The organism is Flammeovirgaceae bacterium SG7u.111 (assembly GCA_034044135.1).
GTDB lineage: Bacteria > Bacteroidota > Bacteroidia > Cytophagales > Flammeovirgaceae.
In genome coordinates this window covers 2091160-2112373 of record CP139021.1, presented here as the reverse complement: position 1 = coordinate 2112373, position 21214 = coordinate 2091160, and the positions used below count along the sequence as shown (strand labels likewise).

13 protein-coding genes are annotated in these 21214 nt (G+C 41.8%); 3 read left to right on the top strand and 10 right to left on the bottom strand.

Features of this window, described 5'->3' with window-relative positions; genetic code table 11:
- Positions 1–39: 39 nt before the first annotated feature.
- From R9C00_08295 to R9C00_08280, 4 genes are all read right to left on the bottom strand, one after another.
- On the bottom strand, positions 40–975 hold the full coding sequence (locus tag R9C00_08295; protein WPO37447.1) for a hypothetical protein: 936 nt from the start codon (positions 973–975) through the stop codon (positions 40–42).
- A 76-nt stretch (positions 976–1051) separates the two neighbouring features.
- A complete protein-coding gene (locus R9C00_08290; protein ID WPO37446.1) occupies positions 1052–2659 on the bottom strand; it encodes a SusD/RagB family nutrient-binding outer membrane lipoprotein in 1608 nt (535 codons plus the stop codon).
- Between the two features lie 50 nt (positions 2660–2709).
- The gene (locus R9C00_08285; GenBank protein ID WPO37445.1) at positions 2710–6009 is read right to left on the bottom strand and encodes a SusC/RagA family TonB-linked outer membrane protein; all 3300 of its coding nucleotides are present in this window, start codon (positions 6007–6009) and stop codon (positions 2710–2712) included.
- 836 nt (positions 6010–6845) lie between these two features.
- On the bottom strand, positions 6846–9923 hold the full coding sequence (locus R9C00_08280; protein ID WPO37444.1) for a DUF2723 domain-containing protein: 3078 nt from the start codon (positions 9921–9923) through the stop codon (positions 6846–6848).
- A gap of 624 nt (positions 9924–10547) precedes the next feature.
- Between R9C00_08280 and R9C00_08275 the strand changes: the two genes are divergently transcribed.
- A complete protein-coding gene (locus tag R9C00_08275; GenBank protein ID WPO37443.1) occupies positions 10548–12026 on the top strand; it encodes a sodium:proton antiporter in 1479 nt (492 codons plus the stop codon).
- An 81-nt stretch (positions 12027–12107) separates the two neighbouring features.
- On the opposite strand, the gene fbp is transcribed toward R9C00_08275, so the two are convergent.
- Positions 12108–13118, bottom strand: coding sequence for a class 1 fructose-bisphosphatase (fbp, locus tag R9C00_08270; GenBank protein WPO37442.1), 1011 nt, complete (start codon positions 13116–13118; stop codon positions 12108–12110).
- A gap of 262 nt (positions 13119–13380) precedes the next feature.
- Between fbp and R9C00_08265 the strand changes: the two genes are divergently transcribed.
- Complete coding sequence (locus tag R9C00_08265) at positions 13381–13725, top strand: hypothetical protein (GenBank protein ID WPO37441.1); 345 nt, start codon at positions 13381–13383, stop codon at positions 13723–13725.
- A 94-nt stretch (positions 13726–13819) separates the two neighbouring features.
- Here the strand turns inward: R9C00_08265 and rodA are convergent, their stop codons facing one another.
- The gene (gene rodA / locus R9C00_08260) at positions 13820–15106 is read right to left on the bottom strand and encodes a rod shape-determining protein RodA (GenBank protein WPO37440.1); all 1287 of its coding nucleotides are present in this window, start codon (positions 15104–15106) and stop codon (positions 13820–13822) included.
- Between the two features lie 96 nt (positions 15107–15202).
- Positions 15203–16045, bottom strand: a complete 843-nt coding sequence (gene accD / locus R9C00_08255) for an acetyl-CoA carboxylase, carboxyltransferase subunit beta (GenBank protein WPO37439.1) — start codon at positions 16043–16045, stop codon at positions 15203–15205.
- A gap of 238 nt (positions 16046–16283) precedes the next feature.
- Between accD and R9C00_08250 the strand changes: the two genes are divergently transcribed.
- On the top strand, positions 16284–17417 hold the full coding sequence (locus tag R9C00_08250) for a DEAD/DEAH box helicase (protein ID WPO37438.1): 1134 nt from the start codon (positions 16284–16286) through the stop codon (positions 17415–17417).
- A gap of 99 nt (positions 17418–17516) precedes the next feature.
- On the opposite strand, the gene R9C00_08245 is transcribed toward R9C00_08250, so the two are convergent.
- The 3 genes from R9C00_08245 to R9C00_08235 form a co-directional block, all read right to left on the bottom strand.
- Positions 17517–18584, bottom strand: coding sequence for a methyltransferase (locus R9C00_08245; GenBank protein WPO37437.1), 1068 nt, complete (start codon positions 18582–18584; stop codon positions 17517–17519).
- Between the two features lie 346 nt (positions 18585–18930).
- Positions 18931–19527, bottom strand: a complete 597-nt coding sequence (locus R9C00_08240) for an RNA polymerase sigma-70 factor (GenBank protein ID WPO37436.1) — start codon at positions 19525–19527, stop codon at positions 18931–18933.
- Between the two features lie 479 nt (positions 19528–20006).
- Positions 20007–21095: a phytase gene (locus R9C00_08235; GenBank protein ID WPO37435.1), complete on the bottom strand. Its 1089-nt coding sequence runs from the start codon at positions 21093–21095 to the stop codon at positions 20007–20009.
- Between the last annotated feature and the right edge of the window lie 119 nt (positions 21096–21214).

Here is a 21214-nt window from a genome sequence, read left to right as displayed (position 1 = left end):
AAAAGGCGGTCTCTATCTGTTATATCAACAACGCCTTATTTATTTTTTGGTGAGCACGGCACTAGCTTCATCGCCATAACCGTTTGACCACGACCAAGTGATCTCTCCTTTATCAAGATCGATTGTCCCAGTTCCTATCAGATCCGTTCCATAAGGCTCGGTAAAAGAGAACGAAAGGTCACCACAAACATCGGTAAACGTCCTAGCCACATCACCACTATAGCCATAAGAATCTCCGTACCAATATTCATATACTCCCGTAAGGATATCTGATACTTCATAAACACCAGGAGAAACTTCAGTGATAGTCACCTCTTTGGTTACATCAACAGCAGTAGGCTTAGTAAGCGGATCAGTATCAGTAGACGTGCCACTCGTAACAGCAACATAAGTACCTTCTATCTTGTCTTTGTCAGAAGGACATGATATTGACCACTGCACATTACAACCACCAAAAGATGGCTGAACTGGCTCTTGGCAAAGGTCTGAATTAAGAGCTACCTGCAACTTCCTTCCGTCTTTGGTATGAATAGGAAACATAACATTGAAACCATCGCCTACTTTAAAATCGGCTAAATCCAAGTCCAAAGCATCTGCACATTCCTGCCCAGTAATACTCACTGTACTTGGAAAGCTAGTTACAGCTTTAAGGAATACAGCAGGATAAGTCAAGTCAGCTGGGTTTCCTTCTGGGTCAGTAGTTCCATCTTTTTCAGTAAAAATCAATTCAACATCAACAGTTTCTACTTCTGTAAGATCAAAACCATCCACATCAATATCAAACTCCACTTCTTCAGTAGCTAAGTTATTGAATGCATTGTAAAAGGTTTTGTCGGGGTTCAGCTGTATTTTAGTAATCGCCCCTACGTTTGCGTTGATATCTGGAATTCGCTGCGTGCTTTCGTCTTCACAAGAGCTCAAGGCAAACAACAGTGCCAGCAATGAAAGGAATGAATATCTAACTATTTTTATCATGATTATTTTAATTTAGTCATAGAAATGAGAGAATAAGCAGGGCAACCCTTATAAGTATTTGCCCTGCAAAAGCCACTTATTTATCCCAGAAAATAGGGGTATCTTGGCTTGGAGGAGGCGATGGCGCATTAGGATTGCCCGAAAGCTCCGTTACCGAATAAGGCAGCCTCAAAGGAAATGGTGCCGCAGGAGCCAAACTACGTGGCAAATCTGCTGGATAGCCTGTCCTCCTCAAATCCGTGAATACTTCCATTCCATTACCAAACTGCGCATAGTATTTTTCTTTAATTACTACATTAAGTTTTAATTCGTTGGTAGCTTCATCATCAAAATCGGCCAACCTAGCATCTATGTAATCTTGCACTTGATCTTCATCCATTGGCTCCGCATTTTCATCTGCCGAAAGACTAAAATCTTCTACTTTCTCCATCGAGGCCATCATCCCTTCTTCCATGTACTCTTTGGCAGTTTTAGGTGCGCTCACGCCAGGCAATGTCAATATAGCCTCGGCCAACATAAATGCCCTCATAGCATTACTCATGTATGTGATTACGCCTTCACCCTGACCGCCGTCGCCTTGCGTCCTTTCTGAGCGAGCATCGTCATCGTATGAACCTCCGATAGGATAAACACCCCAAGTAGCTCTGATTTCATCATCACCTGGCAAACCAGATGGGTCACCATGATCCCTACCGATATACCCATCACCCGCATCTCCTAAGTCGGTTGTACTTAGCAAGCCATACACACAATCACTTCTTGACGAACATGGCGTGGTCTCAAAAGTAAGGTCATCATCAGTTCCTTGACGATAGATATAGTACAATACCCTAGGATCATTTCTTTTGAGCAGGTTATACATAAAATAGTTGCTCATATATACATCTTTGTTGCCCGAACCTGCATATTCTATCTGATAAAGCGGATGGCGGTTCAACGGAGATAGTGAAGTCCCAAACTGGAATTCAAAATCATCTTCGTTGCTGTCTATTAAACCTCCAGCTGAAATCAGTGCATTTATACCTGCCGTAGAAGCAGCTGCATCAACTTTGCGTGTGTTAAGATAGATTCTAAGCTTGATCGTATTTGCAGCTTTTTTCCATTTTGATACGCCGTTGCCGTAAATAATATCACCTGACAATGGAACTGAAGAATCTTTATCTAGATCTGCGATACCTTCATCAATAAGCCCGATTAGCTGAGAGTAAACATCTGCATCATCGTCGAATTTTGGTGTAAGAGAAACCTCTCCTTGAAGCGCTTCAGAAAATGGCAAATCGCCCCAAAGGTCAACCATAATCATGTAGATGTAAGCTTTTTGGATTTTGGCTACACCAACAAATTCCCAAGCCTCTGAAGCTGTACCGAGGTTAATTATTTCCTCATTGTCTTTCAATACATCGTACATCAATCCATTAAAATCGTTGGAATAGGTAGTCGCATTTTGAGTGTACTGGCTCTCAGAAAGATCATATGCTTGTTGGGTAAACACCATGGTGTTCTTGTTCATGTCACGGGTCATCCTAAAAGCCCATGCTACTTGAGCGGAAGGCAATAGCAAGCCTAAGGTCGCCTCTTTTGGGTTGTTGGGATCAGTATTGACATCCAACCAGCTTTTCCCACAGGACGTGGCGATAAACACCATCGCCAATGGAAGCATTAATTTTATTATATATTTTTTCATAATAAGTTAATTTCTTCTTTAAAAAATTGACACAATTCGTTTGGAGACAATTAGAAAGTAAACCTAAGGTTCACCCCGTAACGGCGAGTGGTAGGCACTATACCAAAGTCAATACCTTGGGCATTACCAGAACCATCTGAGCTTCCTCCCAAATTTTGAACATTACCAGCTCCCAATGATGAAGTTTCAGGATCAAAGTTGAGCGATTTAGGGAAGTTCACTGCTTTGTACCAAAGGTTACGTCCGGTCAATGAAATATTGGCTGAGCCAAATGGTGTTTTGTCAAGCAATGTTTTAGGGAACGCATAGCTAAGAGTTAATTCTCTAAGCCTAATAGTGGTAGCATCAAATACAGCAAACTCTTCAGGACCTGCGGAGCCGAAGGTATTGATAAAATACCAGTCGTTCACTGTCAACATTCTACCGTTAGGGATCATGTTTCCGCTATCGTCCAACACTGCTTGTTGGGTACTAGGATCACCCTCTACTCCTGGGATAACTACGGTAATTTCTCTGCCCCTTGGTCCATCTGGAATTGTTTCTTGAGAAAGCCCCCTACCATACACTTGTGTATAGGTATCAGAATACATATCACCACCATGCCTGTAATCAATCAAAAAGTTTAAGCTAAACCCTTTGAAGCTAAAAGTATTGGTCACACCTAGTATGAAATCAGGATTAGGGTCACCAATCACTTCGGGCTCTGTCTTTTCTATAAGTTTACCTGTGGCTGGGTCAATTAATAACTGACCGTCGTCAGCCCGTGCCGCAACTGTACCCACTATTTGTCCATAAGGCAGCCCTTCTCTGTGCATAACCCTCACGGCATTTCCATAACCTCCAACAAACACTTCAGACAAGCCACTACCTATCTCTTTTACCAAGTTTTCATTTTTGGTGAACACACCAAAAATATTCCAGCGGAAGCCATTGGCAAGTTCAACCGGTGTAACGTCTAAGCCAATTTCAATACCTTCATTGGTTACCTCCCCTATGTTTGCTACTGCAAAACGGTAACCTGAAGTAGGAGCAACTTCTATTGGCACTATTTGGTCTTTAGAGCTTCTTTTGTAATATGTAAACTCAAGTCCAATTCTGTCCTTAAAGAATTTCAGGTCAGTCCCCAACTCAAACTCTCTTGTGATTTCAGGCCTCAACCCTTGGTTGCCGATCGTATTTGATAGCGATTGAACATTTTGGCTTGCAAAAGGAAAATCAAGACTAGCAATATTATTCCCTAAAGCAGAATTGGTAACATAAACCGTTGAAGTCTGATAAGGGTCTACGTCATTGCCCGTCGTAGCAAAGCCCGCCCTTATTTTACCAAAATTCAAGATCGAAGAATTCATTTTAAGCGCATCAGTGAATATGATTGAGCTACTCACACTTGGGTAGAAAAAGCTTTGTGCATCTTTAGGCAAACCTGAGTGCCACTCGTTTCTGCCCGTCACATTTAAGAAAGCCCAGTCGCGGTAAGATGCCGAAAGGTCACCAAAAAAGGCGTGATAGCGTTGTTGCTGATAATATCCTCCATTAGGAATCACCGACTGCGTATTGAGCAGGTTGTCTATTCCCCTTACGATAATACCTGTACCTGTCTGTGAATTTCTGTCAACCACACGCTGGTTGGCATTATGCCCTCCAATGAACTTCAAATTGATATCTTCAGTCAAATCCTTTTGGATAGTAATGAGCAAGTTTCCATCAATTTCATTCCTATAAATATTATCAGTAGTGATGGTTCCTGTCGGGAAGTTTACGCTACCCGAAGGCACAACATTTACACGACGATCAGTGTAAGCGTTAAAACCAGCCTGATAGGTTACATTCAGCCAATCGGTAATGTCACGCCCAACAGAGAATTTACCAAAATAACGGTCTACATCAGAAGTATGAGGTGAGCGGTTGGCCAACCAATAGGGGTTATCGTTATCTGGACGGTAAAAAGCGCCGTTTCCTTCAGCATCTTCATAAGGATATCCTTTAACATTCACGTTTGGTGGAGTATAAAGCAGACGCTCAGTAATACTAGTGCCACCTGTTCCCAAACCTGCCATTGGAGGAGAGGTCAAGTCAGTTTTTACGTAGTTAATAGTACCAGAGATAATCAAACCATTATCCAATTCGGCATTACCGCCAATGTTCAAGCCAATCCTCGTTGCCTCATTGTTAGGAACTATACCAACATTTTTCATATAAGAAATACCAGTAGTGATATTTGCTTTTTCGCCACCACCAGAAATAGTAACACCTGTTTCTGCTACGTGACCTGTTTGGAAAAAGTCTTTCGGCGTATTGTAAGCCTGTAAAGGAACAGTGGCATCTACCAATTCGGGGAAACGGGTTGGATACCTATCATAAGGATGTTTTACCAAAGGCCTGCCTTCGGCATCCGTACCTACCAATGTATTGGCATTTAGTGGGTGTTCCCACATAGGATTACTTGTATCGAATGTAGCTCCCCAAGTACCAAAGTTTCCATCTACATACTTAAAGTTGTTTCCTTGGGTATACTGAGTTTGGTATTCAGGAAGGTTAGAAACCTCTTCTACTGAATAAGAACTGTTCACTGCGATCTCGAATCCTTTTTTAGTGCCTTTTCTACCAGCCTTGGTCGTGATCACGATCACCCCATTGGCAGCCCTAGAACCGTAAAGAGCAGATGCTGCTGCACCTTTCAATACAGTCATTGACTCGATGTTATTAGGATCGATGTCAAACGAACGGCTAGAAGATGTAGTAGTACCTGAAGCAAAAGAACCTGTTTGAAACGAAGAGTTATCAAAAGGAACTCCATCTACTACAAATAGAGGTTGGTTGTTACCAAGAAGAGAAGAATTACCCCTGATGGTAATGTTGGTTCCGGCACCAACCGCACCGCCGCCACCGACGATATTTACACCAGCTACTTTTCCTTGAAGTGCTCTCACTGGATCTGGCTCAGATTTTTGTGACAAAACATCACCATCTAAGTCCGTAACAGCATAGCCAAGAGCTTTCTTTTCTCTTTCAATACCAACTGCAGTTACTACAACTTCGGAAAGTACTTTTTCACTCACTTGCATTACCACATTGAAGCTGGTTTGGCCACCAACTTCTACCTCTTGCTTTTCGAATCCGATGTAGCTAAATACCAAAATAGCATTAGCGGGAGCATTAAGCCTAAATTTGCCGTCAATATCAGTAATTGTACCGGTGCCACTTCCCTTAATGACAACTGATACGCCTGGAAGCGCGGTGTCGTCCTCAGCGGATGTCACAGTACCTGACACACTTTTATCCTGTGCTTGGGCAAAACCGAAGCACATCATGGACAGCAGGAACATGAAATTACGTACGTGTTTTAACATAAATCGATAGTTAAAGAATGAAAAATAATTATGACTGTTTTAATCGTTGGTTTTGGCTGGTATCCGTGCAGACCATAAGGTGTGTGAGCTCATTTTGACCATAGCTCATAATCAAAGGTGGACCATCTTCCATAGAAAAAAAATCCCCCAAATAGGGCTATTTTAGTACCTAGCCACTACCACTAAACCACAGTTCAAACCGCTAATCCTTTATTGTGAAAATGGAGGGCAGAGAAAAGGGACAGGTAACTATGAAGCATTCCCTATCAGGAAAAAAAACAGAGCATTTTGTTATAAAACAGCTTCATTACCACTTTTTGAAAGGTTCACGTCAGTTTCTAATGCAATAATTCTTCGTGCAGCAAGTCAAAACATACAACATGTATCTGTGGCAATTGGAAAGTAGGTGGCACTAAGTCAAAATGGAACTTTAACGTTGAATTAGGGAGAAGGGGAGATATTCGGATAGCAGCGTATAATTATCTATTTCAAAAGTTTTGAAGATATTTATTGCCAATTTCATAATAATCAAAACTATTTTTGATTATTTATATATTAACACCGTCTCTTTCTGATGTCACTAATCAGTATTCTAAACAGTATTTTTCTTAGAACGATTATTCTAAAGCAGGGAAATCCCCTATTTGAGGGGATAAAAAAATAGTCAGCATTTTTTTCCAAAGATGGAAGGCAATATTTTTATAGCATTTTTCCAAGAAACACTTGACTGATAAGAGGCGAGCAGCACTTTTTTGACTTAATCTTTAGTTTTTACACAAAAAAGCGGTCATACGCAAACCGCATGACCGCTTTTAACTTTTCGTCAGTTTTAAGGGTTACCTCCCCTCTACCTGCTCCATATATTTGTAAAACAGTTCGTAGTATTTTCTAGACTGTTCGGCAAAGTAGGTTTCCTTTTGCCTAGCTTCTTCTAACTCTTCACTCACCCCACCTTCATCCATTGCAACCTGCATCTGCTCAAGTCTTTTTACTTCGTTTTTAGTTGTTTCATCAAGCCTTCTGTAGATCAACAAGAGTTGGTTAAGATATAGCATGCTTTTTTGCCTAAGCATATCGTCGCTTCCCCTATTTTTCAACCAGAACTCTAAGTTTTCAGCTCCTCTCTTACTAAGTGTTTCAGCTATTTGCTCTGCTTTTTCATCCTCTCCAAGGGTATGGTAAAGCTCCACAAACCTTGTAGTGAAATAGCTATAAGGAATACTTCTGTCAGGAATGTTCTCCATTGCCTCGTCAAGCATTTCCAACGCTTCCTCATCCCTTCCTTCATTGATCAGTTGCTGAACCAGCCTAGCATAGCTATTACGAGTATTTGAGCCAAATTTCCTGTATTCCTCATCGTGGTAAACTGAAGCATCTTCAAAGCCTCTAAACTCGAACTCCTTCATGTTCGCCATCATCACATCCGTATTGACCTCTCCTACTTCACCGCCTCCTTGTACCCTGATAGGCAACAAACGGTACGCCATGCCTTCCAACTGAAGATAAGGACGAAGATCGAGATTAGATGTATTTGCTGAGGTATTGTTGAAATAGATTGGTCTTTCCCAATTATTAGTTACCATTAAGTCCAGGATAGCCAAGTCATTTTTGAAGATCGCATTTGCACCTTCTTTCAACCTCCACACCATTCTGCTTTCTACTCGGTCTTCTTTTCCTTTCGGGATAATACCTTGCTGAATCAATCCAGCTGAATCGATGTTAAGGGCAAATGCTTTGGTAAGCAACTTTGCAGTATAGCTTCCATCTTGCAAGCCAACCTGAACTCTCGAATCGCCTTTTTCCACCAAATTAATATAAGCTTTCAAGTTGACTGCACCGTTTTCATTTGACTTATTCTGATCTGGAACAAACGGTACGTAGTCATTTTTACCTTGTAGGTAATTCACTTGAGAAATGGAGAACGGTAAAGCCTCCGACTCATTTATTTTCCTTCTCATTTGGTCGATGTACCAGTCGGTACTGAAGTAACTTAACACAACTACCCTAACATCGGTACGGAAGCCTTCCACTTCTTGTACGTACCAAAGCGGGAATGTATCATTATCGCCACCCGTGAAGAGAATTGCATTTGGTGCACAGCTCCTCAAGGTGTTTTTAGCTTGGTCAACAGAGTGGAACCTGTTGCTTCTATTATGATTATCCCAACCTTTTGCACCCATCATAATAGGAATGGTGATACAAAGCACGCCACTTACTGCGGCTACGGTTACTTCACTTCCCATGGCTTTTTTGAGCCATTCGGCTATTTGCATTACGCCCAACCCTATCCAAATGGCAAAAGCGTAAAACGATCCCACATAAATATAATCCCTTTCTCGCGGCTCGACCGGAGGGGAATTGAGGTAGAGTACCAAGGCTATTCCTGTAAGAAAAAACAGCAAAGTGACTACCCAAAAGTTTTTCTTGTCTTTACGAAGTTGGAAAAAGAAACCGATAAGGCCTAGAATAAGTGGAAGCATATAAAAGTTGTCCCTTGCCTTATTTCTTGCAATTTCTTCTGGAAGTTCTTTCCCTATATCTTCCCAAGGAACCATCCACTTGGCTTCCTTGTCGTCACCTTCCCTTCCAGCAAAGTTCCACATGAAGTACCTGAAATACATATGCCCAAGCTGGTAGCGGAACATATAGTATATATTATCCACCATATTAGGCGACTCTCCCGGCTTCAGGTTCATCCATTGCTTATACAGCTCCACATGCCCAGGCTGCTGCGAATAAATCCTTGGCAGAAGAATGTTCTTATCATATGTAGCCTTTGTTTTATGATCATACACTTCGTACTTATCGCCAGCTTTTCGGTAGATGGGCGAAAGCTGCTCAATACCCGTTCTTTTGGCTTCGTATGTGTTTCCATAAAGCAACGGACGATTTCCGTATTGCTCCCTTTTGAGGTAGCGCACAAAGCTGATCACATCTTCAGGGTTGTTTTCGTCAATTGGGGGGTTGAAGTTAGAACGGATAACGATGATGCCGTAAGATGCATAACCGATCAGGATGAATGTCAAGCTTAACAAGACTGTGTTCAATATTTCTTTTTTGTTCTTTTCAGAATAATAAACCCCATAGCCAAGACCTACCACTACTAGTAACATAAAGAATACGATTCCTGTGCTGAATGGCAAGCCAAATGAATTGACAAACATGATCTCGAACCAACCTGCCACTGAAGGCAAGCCAGGAATTACTCCGTACATAATGGCTACAATAATCACCAAGCCAATCAACAAAGAAGCAATTACTCCTTTCTGAGTAGTTTTTTCATACCTTTTAAAATAGACGATCAAAGCCAAAGCAGGGATGGTCACCAAGTTGAGCAAATGGACACCGATAGACAAGCCCATGACATAAGCAATCATGATAATCCATTGGTTAGCATATCGTTTGTTCTCGATCAATTCCCACTTCAGAATTGCCCAAAACACAAAAGCCGTAAACAAGGATGAAAGTGCGTAAACCTCAGCCTCGGCAGCCGAAAACCAAAACGAATCTGAAAAAGTATAGGCAAGGCTACCTACTACACCAGCACCCATCAGTAGGATTAACTGCCCCATTGAAAACTGCCCGTTTGTAGGCTGGATAAGCTTTCTTCCCAAAAGGACAATTGTCCAGTGCAAAAATAAAATGGTGAAAGAAGACGAAAGGACAGACAAGATGTTAATCCAATAGGCAACTTGCTCCCCATCTCCCATAGCTAAAAATGAGAACATTCTACCTAGCAAAAGATAAAGAGGTGCTCCCGGCGGGTGAGGAACTTCCAACTTGTAGGATACCGCTATAAATTCTCCACAATCCCAAAAACTCGCTGTTTCTTCTACGGTCAGCCAATATACGATGGTCGAAAGTATAAATACTGCCCAACCAGTGATGTTGTTAACCCTATTAAATTGTTTCATTCGTTTGAATTTGTTTTCTAATGTTCATCAGATCAGGTTTTGGCAATATACACCAACCCTTCTACTCTGCACTACAATAGCATTCTTTAATATCAATAACCTAAGTCAATCAGCTCATTCTTACCTTTTTAAGTCAGATAGTAGAATGAACGGCACATTGTGTGTGGCGAAAATAGTAAATCTCGCGAACAGATAATAGAAGATTTGGGAATAGAGCAGGCAAGTAAAATGAAATTAAGGTCTTTTTAACACCGGTTTAGTTTTTTTTAACACTTCTGTGTTTAAATAACCAATGACAAAGAAGCTATAAAACTTCCAATTTCATTTAGGCAAGAAATTCAAGCACTTCGTGTAGCAATTATGACAGTTCAGGTCTCTTTTGGTGAATAAGCCGAAGCTCTTTTTTAGATTTGATAAGGATATAAATCATTTATCTACTTCACATTTTAGCTGAAGCAATTGATAAATATTCATCAGAACCTACTTTTTTTTATTATTCTTGTAATCCGATGTGCTTTTTTGCACTATCCCCTACATTATAAAACCATGGGGGAAATAACAATTTGTTATTTTTGAAATCCTAAGACAAATATCTAATTTCAGCGAAAATTATTAGCTAACCACATGAAGCGACTTATCTCTCTTGCATTTTTAACTATACTAATGATACTAGGCTTTGGCAATAGTGGCTTTGCGTTTGATATGAGCAGCACGCAACTAACAAACATACTATCCATAGCTTCTTCTGGAGGGCATGGCGAAGGAGCTTCTCCCTTTTCGGTGATACCGTTTGTAATGCTGCTTGTGATGATAGCAACAGGGCCACTTTTTTATGAACATTTCTGGCATAAGAACTACCCAAAAGTAGCGATGATACTGGCTGCTTTAGTTGTGCTGTATTACATTTTTATCTTGCACAACAACCATAGCCCAGTCCATGCATTTTTCGAATACTTCCAATTTATTTCCCTACTTACTGGGCTTTTTGTAGCCTCGGGGGGCATCCTAATCAATATTGACAAAAAGGGCAAGCCCATGATGAACGTGATCATCCTGCTTATAGGAGCGATCATATCCAATGTCATTGGTACCACTGGGGCTTCCATGTTGCTTATCAGGCCTTTTATCCGTCTCAACAAAGACAGAATCCAGCCTTACCATGTTATATTCTTCATCTTTATGGTGAGTAATATTGGTGGCTGTCTTACGCCAATAGGTGATCCACCGTTGTTCTTGGGTTTCTTAAAAGGAGTTCCTTTTACTTGGACACTCGTGCATAACTTGTTCCCTTGGATGTTCACCATTTTGGCCATGGGTATAATCTTCTTCTTTTTCGACAGCAAGAACAAATCTGAGAACCCACTTTTTGCCGACGAAAACAAGGTTTATTCAAATAAGATACAGCTTGTAGGGAAGCGTAACTTTCTATGGCTTGCTGTAGTTGTAATTGCAGTTTTCCTCGACCCTAACGTGAAAGGGCTAGAATGGCTGCCAAGCATTCCTTACGATGGACAAAATTTCTCTTTTGTACGAGAAGCAATCATGTTATCTGTCGCTTTTTTCTCTTACAAGTTTGCAAATAAAGATGCAATAAAAGGCAACGAGTTTAACTTTGAACCTATCCGTGAAGTTGCCTTTATATTTATAGGCATCTTTGGGACTATGATGCCCGCCTTAGAATTAGTTGCTGGATTCGCTTCCTCAGAAGCTGGTGCAAAGCTAATTACACACAACACGCTCTATTGGGGCACAGGGTTGCTTTCGGGTTTCTTGGACAACGCACCAACGTACCTTAACTTCCTCACGGCAGCCATTGCTTCCCAAGGAGGTACAATCAACGAAAAAGCACAGGTAATTGCCTTTGCCAATGAACAAGCCCCGTTTACAGACTCTTTGCTTCAGCTGATGGCCATCTCGGTATCATCCGTATTCTTTGGAGCAATGACTTACATAGGCAACGGGCCAAACTTTATGGTAAAATCAATAGCTGAGCAAGTGGGAATCAGGATGCCGTCTTTCTTTGGCTACATATTAAGGTACTCGCTGCCAATATTACTTCCTTTGCTTATAATCACTTGGTTGATTTTCTTCGCTTTTGTTTAGGAGAATTAAACAACTTCATAAAAAAATGCCACATGAAGAACTTCATGTGGCATTTTTTTGTACGGAGATAACAGTGGTGATTTACAGAGTAACTTCTTCTTTCATCATCGACATTACTTTTTTCACCATACTTGTAGAACCTACAAAGAATGGGCAACGCTGATGCAAAGAAGTCGGCTCAATGTCCAAAATTCTTTGCTCTCCATCTACAGCCATTCCTCCAGCTTGTTCTATCAGGAATGCCAAGGCATTGCACTCGTACATTAGCCTTAGCTTACCATTTTCATAACTCTTAGTAGCAGGGTAAAGGTAAATGCCACCTTTCAACAAATTTCGGTGGAAATCGGCTACCAAAGAGCCAATATACCTCGCTGTTACATTGTTAGATTTGCACTCCTCAATATACTGCTTCACTGCTGGCGAAAACTGGTTGTACTGCCCTTCGTTCACCGAATAAATATTGCCTTGGTCTTTGATCTGCATCTGGTGATGAGAAAGGAAATATTCACCAAGCGAAGGTTCATAAGTAAAGCCATGCACCCCAAAGCCTGTGGTGAACACAAGCATGGTAGATGATCCGTACAAAATATACCCAGCAGCCACCTGCTCAGAGCCTTTTTGCAAAATATCCATTTCCGAAGGAGGAGTACCTATCTCGCTTTTCCTCCTATAAATAGAGAAGATAGTTCCGACCGAAACATTCACATCGATATTAGAAGAACCATCTAATGGGTCAATCGCCACAATATATTTAGCCTTGTGGTTTTTTGTGTCGATGAGGTGTTCTTTTTCCTCGGAAACAATTCCACAAGTCTGCCCTCCCCTTATAAGCGCTTTGGTAAACCTAAAATCAGCAATAACATCCAACATTTGCTGGTGTTCGCCCTGTACATTTTCCTCACCAGTGCTTCCTTCTATGCCGGAAAGCCCTGCACGATTGATCTCTCTGTTGATGATTTTTGAGGCTAGGGCAATGTCGCGGAGTAACTGGGAAAGCTCACCAGTAGCATAAGGAAATTCTTCTTGTTTTTCGGCAATGAAGCGATCAAGCGCTGTGCCTATTGGCGTGGTAAATTTTTCTATGTTATTCATACAAGGGAAATGGGTTAAATTAAACTTCTTATTTATTAACTGGATTCATATACTTAGATAAATCTTTAAAACAATACTGGCATTGTTGTTTGTTATAAAGAATGCGCCAACATGGCATTTTCTGGTATTTATTAAAAAAAAGTTATTTGAATATATTTATATTTCCCCATACATTCAACACATTTTTAATAAACATTAAACTTAATTAACATTTTATCAATTTGAATATCATTTTTTATTAATTTTATATAAATATTTTAAAATGCAAACGTTCACGGTTTTAGCTCCCAAACTTCTAAAAGCCATCAATCCCAATATTTCAGGCATTGCATTATTTCCCTTTATCCTAGTAAAAGAGAAGGATCAGCTCACCGATAAAGTGCTGATAAACCATGAAAAAATCCACTTTGCCCAACAGTTAGAATTACTCATTATCCCCTTCTATCTCGCCTATATTTTTTGGTATATATTCAACCTGATCCGGTTTAGGTCTCACGAAAAAGCATACTTCTGCCTGCCCTTCGAAAGGGAAGCCTACGCCAACGAATATGACTCGAAATACCTCGACAACAGAAAGCCCTTTGCTTTCTTGAAATATGTGTGGTGATTTAAATAGGAAGAATGGATGTAGTATAGAAAAGTGCAGCATGTTCATCACGTACCACACCTTTCCAACAAGTGACAATCAGAAACATATAAAATCAATACCTCGCCAAAATTTGCATTCGATGGGCATCGAGCTTCACTAAGATGAAAAGCAAGAAGGTAAACGACCAAAGCGAGGAGCCCCCGTAGCTAAAAAAGGGCAAGGGAATACCGATTACTGGGAATACACCAATGGTCATCCCGATGTTGATCATGAAATGAAAGAAGAAAATACCCGCTACGGAGTAGCCGTATACTCTCGAAAAACGGGATTTTTGCCGTTCCGCAATTTGGGTTACCCTAAATAGCAGAGCAATAAATAATATGACAACGATAAAACTACCAAGATACCCGTGTTCCTCTCCTACTGTACAAAAGATGAAATCGGTACTTTGATCGGGCACGAAGTCGAACTTTGTTTGTGTCCCTTCCAAGAAACCCTTTCCAGTAAATCCTCCCGACCCAATAGCAATTTTAGACTGGGTAACTTGCCAGCCTGCTCCTGTCGGGTCTTTGTTAGGGTCAACTAAGATCTCTATCCTTTTCCGCTGGTGAGGCTTCATCACATCGCTAATGATAAAATCTACGCTGTAGATAAGCCCTACCGCAAGCACAAACCCAAAAAGGGTAATCCAAAATCCACGTTTTTTCTTCAAATAAACCAACAAAGCCAATATGGCAACACCTACACCTACCACAGTCAAAATCAACTCATTAAAAAAAGATTCTCTGGCAAAAAGTGTGACGATAAAAATACCCACACAAAAGAGCAAAATACCTACTAAAAAACCAGGGAAACCTTCTCGGTAAAACATGATGATAAACGAGCCAAATACAATAGCCGAACCCGTATCGCCCTGTAAAATGATAAGCCCCGCTGGCACGATCACAAAAATAGATGCCAGCATAAAATCAGAGAATTTTTCCAGCCTCAAATCTCGCATACTTATCACTTTGGCAAGCCCAATGGCGGTGGCAAATTTGGCAAACTCGGAGGGTTGGAGGCGGGCAAAACCGAGATCGAGCCATGATTTAGAGCCAGCGACCTCCCTACCAAAAACCAGAACGAAGACCAAGGTAAAAATAAGAAGCCCATAGACCACGTAGGCAAGCTTGTCGTAAAAGTTGAAATCGATCACCATAATGGCGATGATAATGGGAATAGAGAGAAAAATCCACACTAGTTGCTTGCCTGAATTGTAGCGCATCTCAAAAATGCTTTGATCAAGCGAAGGGTCATATACAGCCGCATAGATATTGAGCCAGCCCATGATCACCAAGCCAGCATAGATCATTATAATTACCCAGTCAACCGATTGTGTTAAGTTTCTTTGTTCTCTCATGTAGTTATTTGGACTCAAATCTCCATCCAAAGTAAACCTTTTCCAACAAAAAAAGGGACAAAAAGTCCCTTAAAATATTTTCCACTAATCCTGCAATTAATTGTTCAACAGTTCTATCAGGGTAGTCAATCTCTTTTTCAGCTCGTTGCGAGGCACTACAAAGTCGAGAAACCCATGCTCTAAAAGGAACTCCGCACTTTGGAAGCCTTTAGGCAAGTCTTTCCCAATCGTTTCCCTGATCACCCTTGGGCCGGCAAAACCAATCAATGCGCCCGGCTCTGCGATGTTGAAATCGCCCAGCATGGCAAAAGAAGCCGTTACCCCACCAGTTGTCGGGTCGGTCATCAGCGAAATATAAGGAATGCCTGCTTCGGAAAGCAAAGCCAACTTAGCAGAAGTTTTTGCCATTTGCATGAGTGAGAGACCAGCCTCCATCATCCTTGCACCACCCGATTTCGAGATCATCAAGAAAGGAAGCTTATGCTTAATGCTGTAATCTATACCTCTAGCTATTTTCTCGCCCACTACAGATCCCATAGAGCCTCCGATAAACGAAAAATCCATACATGAAACCACAATTGACTGCCCATTCATTTTGCCCGTAGCCGTCCTACAAGCATCTTTCAAGCTCGTTTTCTTTTGGCTGGCTTTCACTCTGTCGGGGTAAGCCTTTGTATCAACAAACGTAAGTGGGTCAGCCGACTCTAAATTGGCATCCAGTTCTTTGAACTTATTCCCATCAAATAATATCTCGAAATATTCCTTAGAACCGATCCTCACATGATAATTATCATCTGGGCACACATAAGCATTCTGTTTTAGCTCTTGCATATGGATGATCTTTCCGCTGGGTGTTTTGTACCACAAGCCATCGGGCGAATCCATTTTCTCTTCGGTAGGGGTCGTTATCCCCTTTTCTTTTCTCTTAAACCAAGACATATTGTGTAGTTTTTTTGGTAGCAATTTGCCGTAGGGGTCAAATATAGAGTAAGCTTTTAAGATAAAAAAATAAGTCCTTCATCTACCCTTCCATTCTAGGTAAAATTGATATCAAACTCCAAAATTCAAGTAAAAAGCCTTATTAAAAGCAGCAAATCAAATTTTCTCCCCAGCCATTCCCATTCCTCCCCCCATTCGGCTTACCTTTGCAGCTCATCCAAACACCAACCAATAGTTTATGTCATTTTCATCCTTAGGTTTATCCCCATTTTTAGTAAAAGCTCTTACTGAGCAAAAGCTCAACAAACCAACCCCCATTCAGGAACAAGCCATTCCCGTAATCCTCCAAGGCAAAGACCTACTCGGAATTGCACAGACGGGATCAGGAAAAACGGCAAGCTTTGTACTTCCTACCCTCATGAACTTGGAAGGAAAAACCAAGACGAAAAACAGACATATAAATGTATTGGTGCTAGTCCCCACACGGGAACTCGCCATACAAGTGGAAGAAGTTTTCAGCCTTTTTGGCAAAGCCTTGCCCTTCCCTTTCAAATCGCTCGCAGTTTTTGGCGGGGTATCCATCAACCCACAAATGATGGGCATGCAAAACGTAAACGTCTTGGTGGCAACTCCGGGCAGGTTGCTCGATCTGGTAGAATCAAATGCCATGCACTTCAACTCCCTCTCCACCCTCATTTTGGACGAAGCCGACAAGATGCTCAACTTGGGCTTCAAAGAGGAAATGGATAAAATATTCAAGCTTCTGCCTCCCAAGCGGCAAAACCTGCTATTCTCCGCTACGCTCAGCCCCCATGTAGAGGAAATGAATCGGGTGTTGCTCAAAGACCCTCAGGTAATCAATATTGCTCCCGAAACGCAAAACCTCGACCTCATCAACCAGTCGGGCTATTTTGTGAGCGATGAAAAGAAAGGTGCTTTGCTCCGCCATTTGATCAAAACCAAGGAAATGAAGCAAGTGCTCGTGTTCACCTCATCGGTCTATAAAGCCGACCATGTGGCGGATAAATTGTATAAAAATGGAATAAATGCACGGGCAGTGCACAGCAAAAAAAGCCAAGGAAACCGAAAAGAATCGCTGGCTAGTTTCAAGGCAGGAAAAGTCAATGTATTGGTAGCAACCGACCTTCTTTCCCGAGGTATCGATATCGAGTTTTTACCCTACGTAGTCAACTACGAACTACCCCGCTCACCCAAAGATTTCGTCCACCGAATAGGCAGGACTGGGCGTGCCGAAAACCCTGGCGAAGCCATCACCTTCGTCACCCCCGATGACAAGCACCATTTCAAAGTTATCCAGAAAAAGATGAAAAAAGTCGTTACCATGCTGGATGCTGACAATTTGGGGATATAAAAAAACATAAAAAATGCCGCTCGGCTGGAGCCGAGTGGCACATATTTAATGAGCGTCTCGCTCATTTTTTTCTAATTTCTAACCTCCAAACTCTAGCCTCTATTTTTGCTTCAACACCCAAAGCTCCACCGCTTCCTCGGCACGCCAGTACTGGTCTCTTTCCGTCTTTTTAGAAGCCAAACCCACTTTCTTTTTCAGACAAAGCTCTAGTTCGTAGCGACCGCCCTTGGCCAACTCCTCCTCTATCGGATGCACTTTCGTTGCTTTTGTAAGTTGCCCAATATTCGAGAATAACAATACCAACTTCCCATCGGGCAACAAACGCTTTTGAGCCTCGGCAAAAAACTCAGGAAATAGTTTGTCATCGTAATACATTGCCGTATCCACCCTGTCCGACTCACGGGCAATCGGCAACCAAGGCGGGTTAAAAACGATCAATTCTGTAGGTTTTTCCCACTTCCCAAACAAGTGCCCGTAGTCCAGCTCTATTTTCCTAGAAAGCTTCGTTTCGCCCATAAACTCCTTCAAACCCACAATCGCATTAGGATTCGTATCTGTCCCAAAAGACTTCTGAAAACCATGTTTCACCAATTGCATGGAAAGAACCCCACTGCCAATCCCCACATCAATTGCCGTTTTTTTAGGACCTTCATAGCGTTTTAGCCAATTATCAAAAAGGATAAGATGCTCAAAACGAGTAGGGAAATACGTTCCGTAATATGGGTGGATCTTGTTTCTGAGCACAGGAACATTTACCCCTTTTTTGTACCACTGCCACGAACTGTTCAAGCCCTGCACATCGGGCAAAGTCAACATCAGTTCACGAAACTCGGGGTACAATATTTCCAACCAACCTATCTCAGGCGACTTTTTCACCCGCAACTTATGTTTCCTGATTTTCAGCATTATCTGATGCGAACGCTTCCGATATTCCGCCCTATACGCCCGTTGCTCCTCATAGTTCTGTGCCGTATACATCTTTTTCAAATACCCCTGCAACGCATGCAAAAGGTCCAGCCCATTGCTATATTTCCCCTCTATCAACACATTTTTCCCTTCCAACAATGCCGCTAACGCCTCTTCAACATCTTCAGCCCCCTTTATCCCAAACGACTGCATCTCTATGCCCATGTCTACCGGCTCTGGTCTCCTTATTTCTAAATCCATATCTGTTTTTCTACTTTTTGACAAAATTAGGTATTCCTACACCAGAAAAAGCCATTTCACCAACTATTCTCCAAATTGAAAAGAGTTTGGGCACACGTTGCCCGCAGCCAAAAAGCAGGCGACCAAGCCCCATCCCGGGTGGTCAAGCCAACTAGCACACCAGCCACTTCGATCTTGCCCTTACCCTCTTTCCCCCGTGTGCAAAGGGAAGCTAGGAGTCAGAAAATAGAGATTAGAAAAAAACAGAAGCAAACTTTCACTCGGTATCAATCAAGTAAAAAAGGCATTGAGTCTATCTCACAAGAAGAGAAAGATATTTTCATTACAACTACACCATCAAATTCATTTACCCATTTCTAAAAGCCATGCGGAGGTTTTTGAGAACCAGCACTAGATGGTTTTCCACGGTTTTTTCTGAAATGCTCAAGATCTGTCCAATCTCCCGAAAGGGCAAACCGTCCATTTTGCAAAGACGGAAAATACTCCTCCCAGGCTCGGGAAGTGCGTTCACATAGAGGTCAATTTCTTTGGCTAGTTCGTTGAAAAGCACCTCGGATTCGGGGGTGTGCCCATCGTGCAAGTCGAGTATTTGGTGATCGGAAAAGCTATCTTGTTTTCCTTTTTTCGAACCCAAAAAGGCAAAGGCTTTGTGCTTTACGGAAGTATAAAAATAAGCTCGAAGGTTTTTCCTCACTTCCAAGGTATCCCGTTTGTTCCAGATCTCTACAAAAACATCGGTAACAATCTCCTCAGAATCCTCCTTGCTTTCAATAAAAAAATAGCAGAAATCGCACAAACGTTCGTAGTACTTCTCAAAAAGAGTTTCCAAGGCTTTGGCTTCGCCATGCCTCACCCCTTCAAAAAGCCGTAAATCATCCTGTAGCGCAGCTTCGTCATTCACTAACTTTATGGATTTCGCCTTAAACCTATTTTCAACCATCATCGTGCCTCAAAATACCGCAAAAATGCCTTTCGCATCAAAAAAAACAGGTTATCAAACAATTACTATTCAGTAAAGGGAAAGTGAAATTTGCTAGTTGCTTGTTACTGGTTTCTAGTTCTACTTTTTAAGTAGATGGACAAATGTAACTGAACAATGAAAAAGCCTTCAAAAGAGCAAGTCATCTGTATAGTCATATTTACCCAGCCTTGTTTTGCTCAACCCAAAAGCCTCGAAGAGGCGACATGATTATAGCCATATAAAAGCCTATGGTACAGCCCTGAAAGGGCGAAATAAGTATGTCGCCCTTTCAGGGCTAGTTCGTTTTTTTGCCATTTTCTATAAATATATCGTCCCTTCGGGACTTAAGTAACTGATTGTTTTCAGCCATATAAAGTCCCATGCCGAATAGCTAATTTGATTTGGTCAGGTACTAAACAACTTCAAAACCAGTAACTAGCAACCAGCAATGCTAGCCCCCTCTACTTCTCCACCCTCACTTTCAAATCGTCACCGGCAATGTCTTTCCAGCGGTAAAAATGGAAGGTTTTATCATCAGACATGGCAACAAACAAACCACCCTCAAATGTTGGATTGAGCGTAAGGCTGGTCACCTCGCTGCCGTCACTTTCGTTGGTCGAAACCTTGATGGTTTTGAGCAAGGTGTGAGCATGTGGATTATCAGCAGTCCCTTCTCTTGGGAAAATGTGGAACTGGTTGGCCTGCTGGTCACTTACCAAAATGTAGCCCGTTCCGTCTTCCAAGGTGTAAATAGAAATGCCTTCGTGGTCATCGGTGAAGCCTTCGGTGGCAAAAAGCGCCAGTTCTTCGTCTCCTTTGGCAGGGTCGGCGTAATATTTCCGCACTCCTTTGCCCTCGTCCGAGTAATACACATAGCCCAATTCTTGGTCTACAGCAATGGCTTCTATCTCTTTCCCACCTTCAAATTTCCCGAACTTCCTCACTACTTCGCCTACTACTTTTCCTTCCTTCTCCTTTAGTTCATATTGCCACAGGTAACTTCCACTTAGCCCAAATTTTCGGCTCACTATCGCATAAGTAGCGCCCTCTTGCTGGTACAAGGCTACGCCCATAGGAGCTTTCAGGCTGTCATCAGCAAAAACGGGAATCCCACCAGCATCCACAGCCTGCATATCGGGCAAGGTGAACACTCGGAGCATGTCCCTCCCCCTTTCGGTAAGAACCGCCAAGTCTTTCGTTTCACCACCTAAAGAAAAACCGTAGCAGATGTCTACATTATTTACCCTTGTAAGTCCTTTTATACACTTATCGGCAATGATTTTCCCTTCCAAGTCATAGACCATAAGGGCAGCATTTTCATTATTTTCATCTCCCTTGTCCGTACCAAGAATCAGCGACTGTGCTGGGTCAGCAGGGTTGATCCAAAAAGCAGGATCGTCTGTGTCAAAATCAGATTTTTCGGTAACAAAAACTGGCTTGAGCACCGCTATGCTATCGACTGCTTCCACTATTTCTTCCTGTTCTTCGGCAGCCTTTTGCTGGCTACAAGCGACTGATAGAAAGAGGAATAAGTACGGTATATATCTCATATTTTTATTCATTTAAATTCAAAAATCCTGTTCTAAATCGAGTAAAAAAACATCCGGACCAGAAGCCCAGATGTTTCGGTGTTGTTAAACTTTTAAAAGTTTAATGTATAAGCAATTTC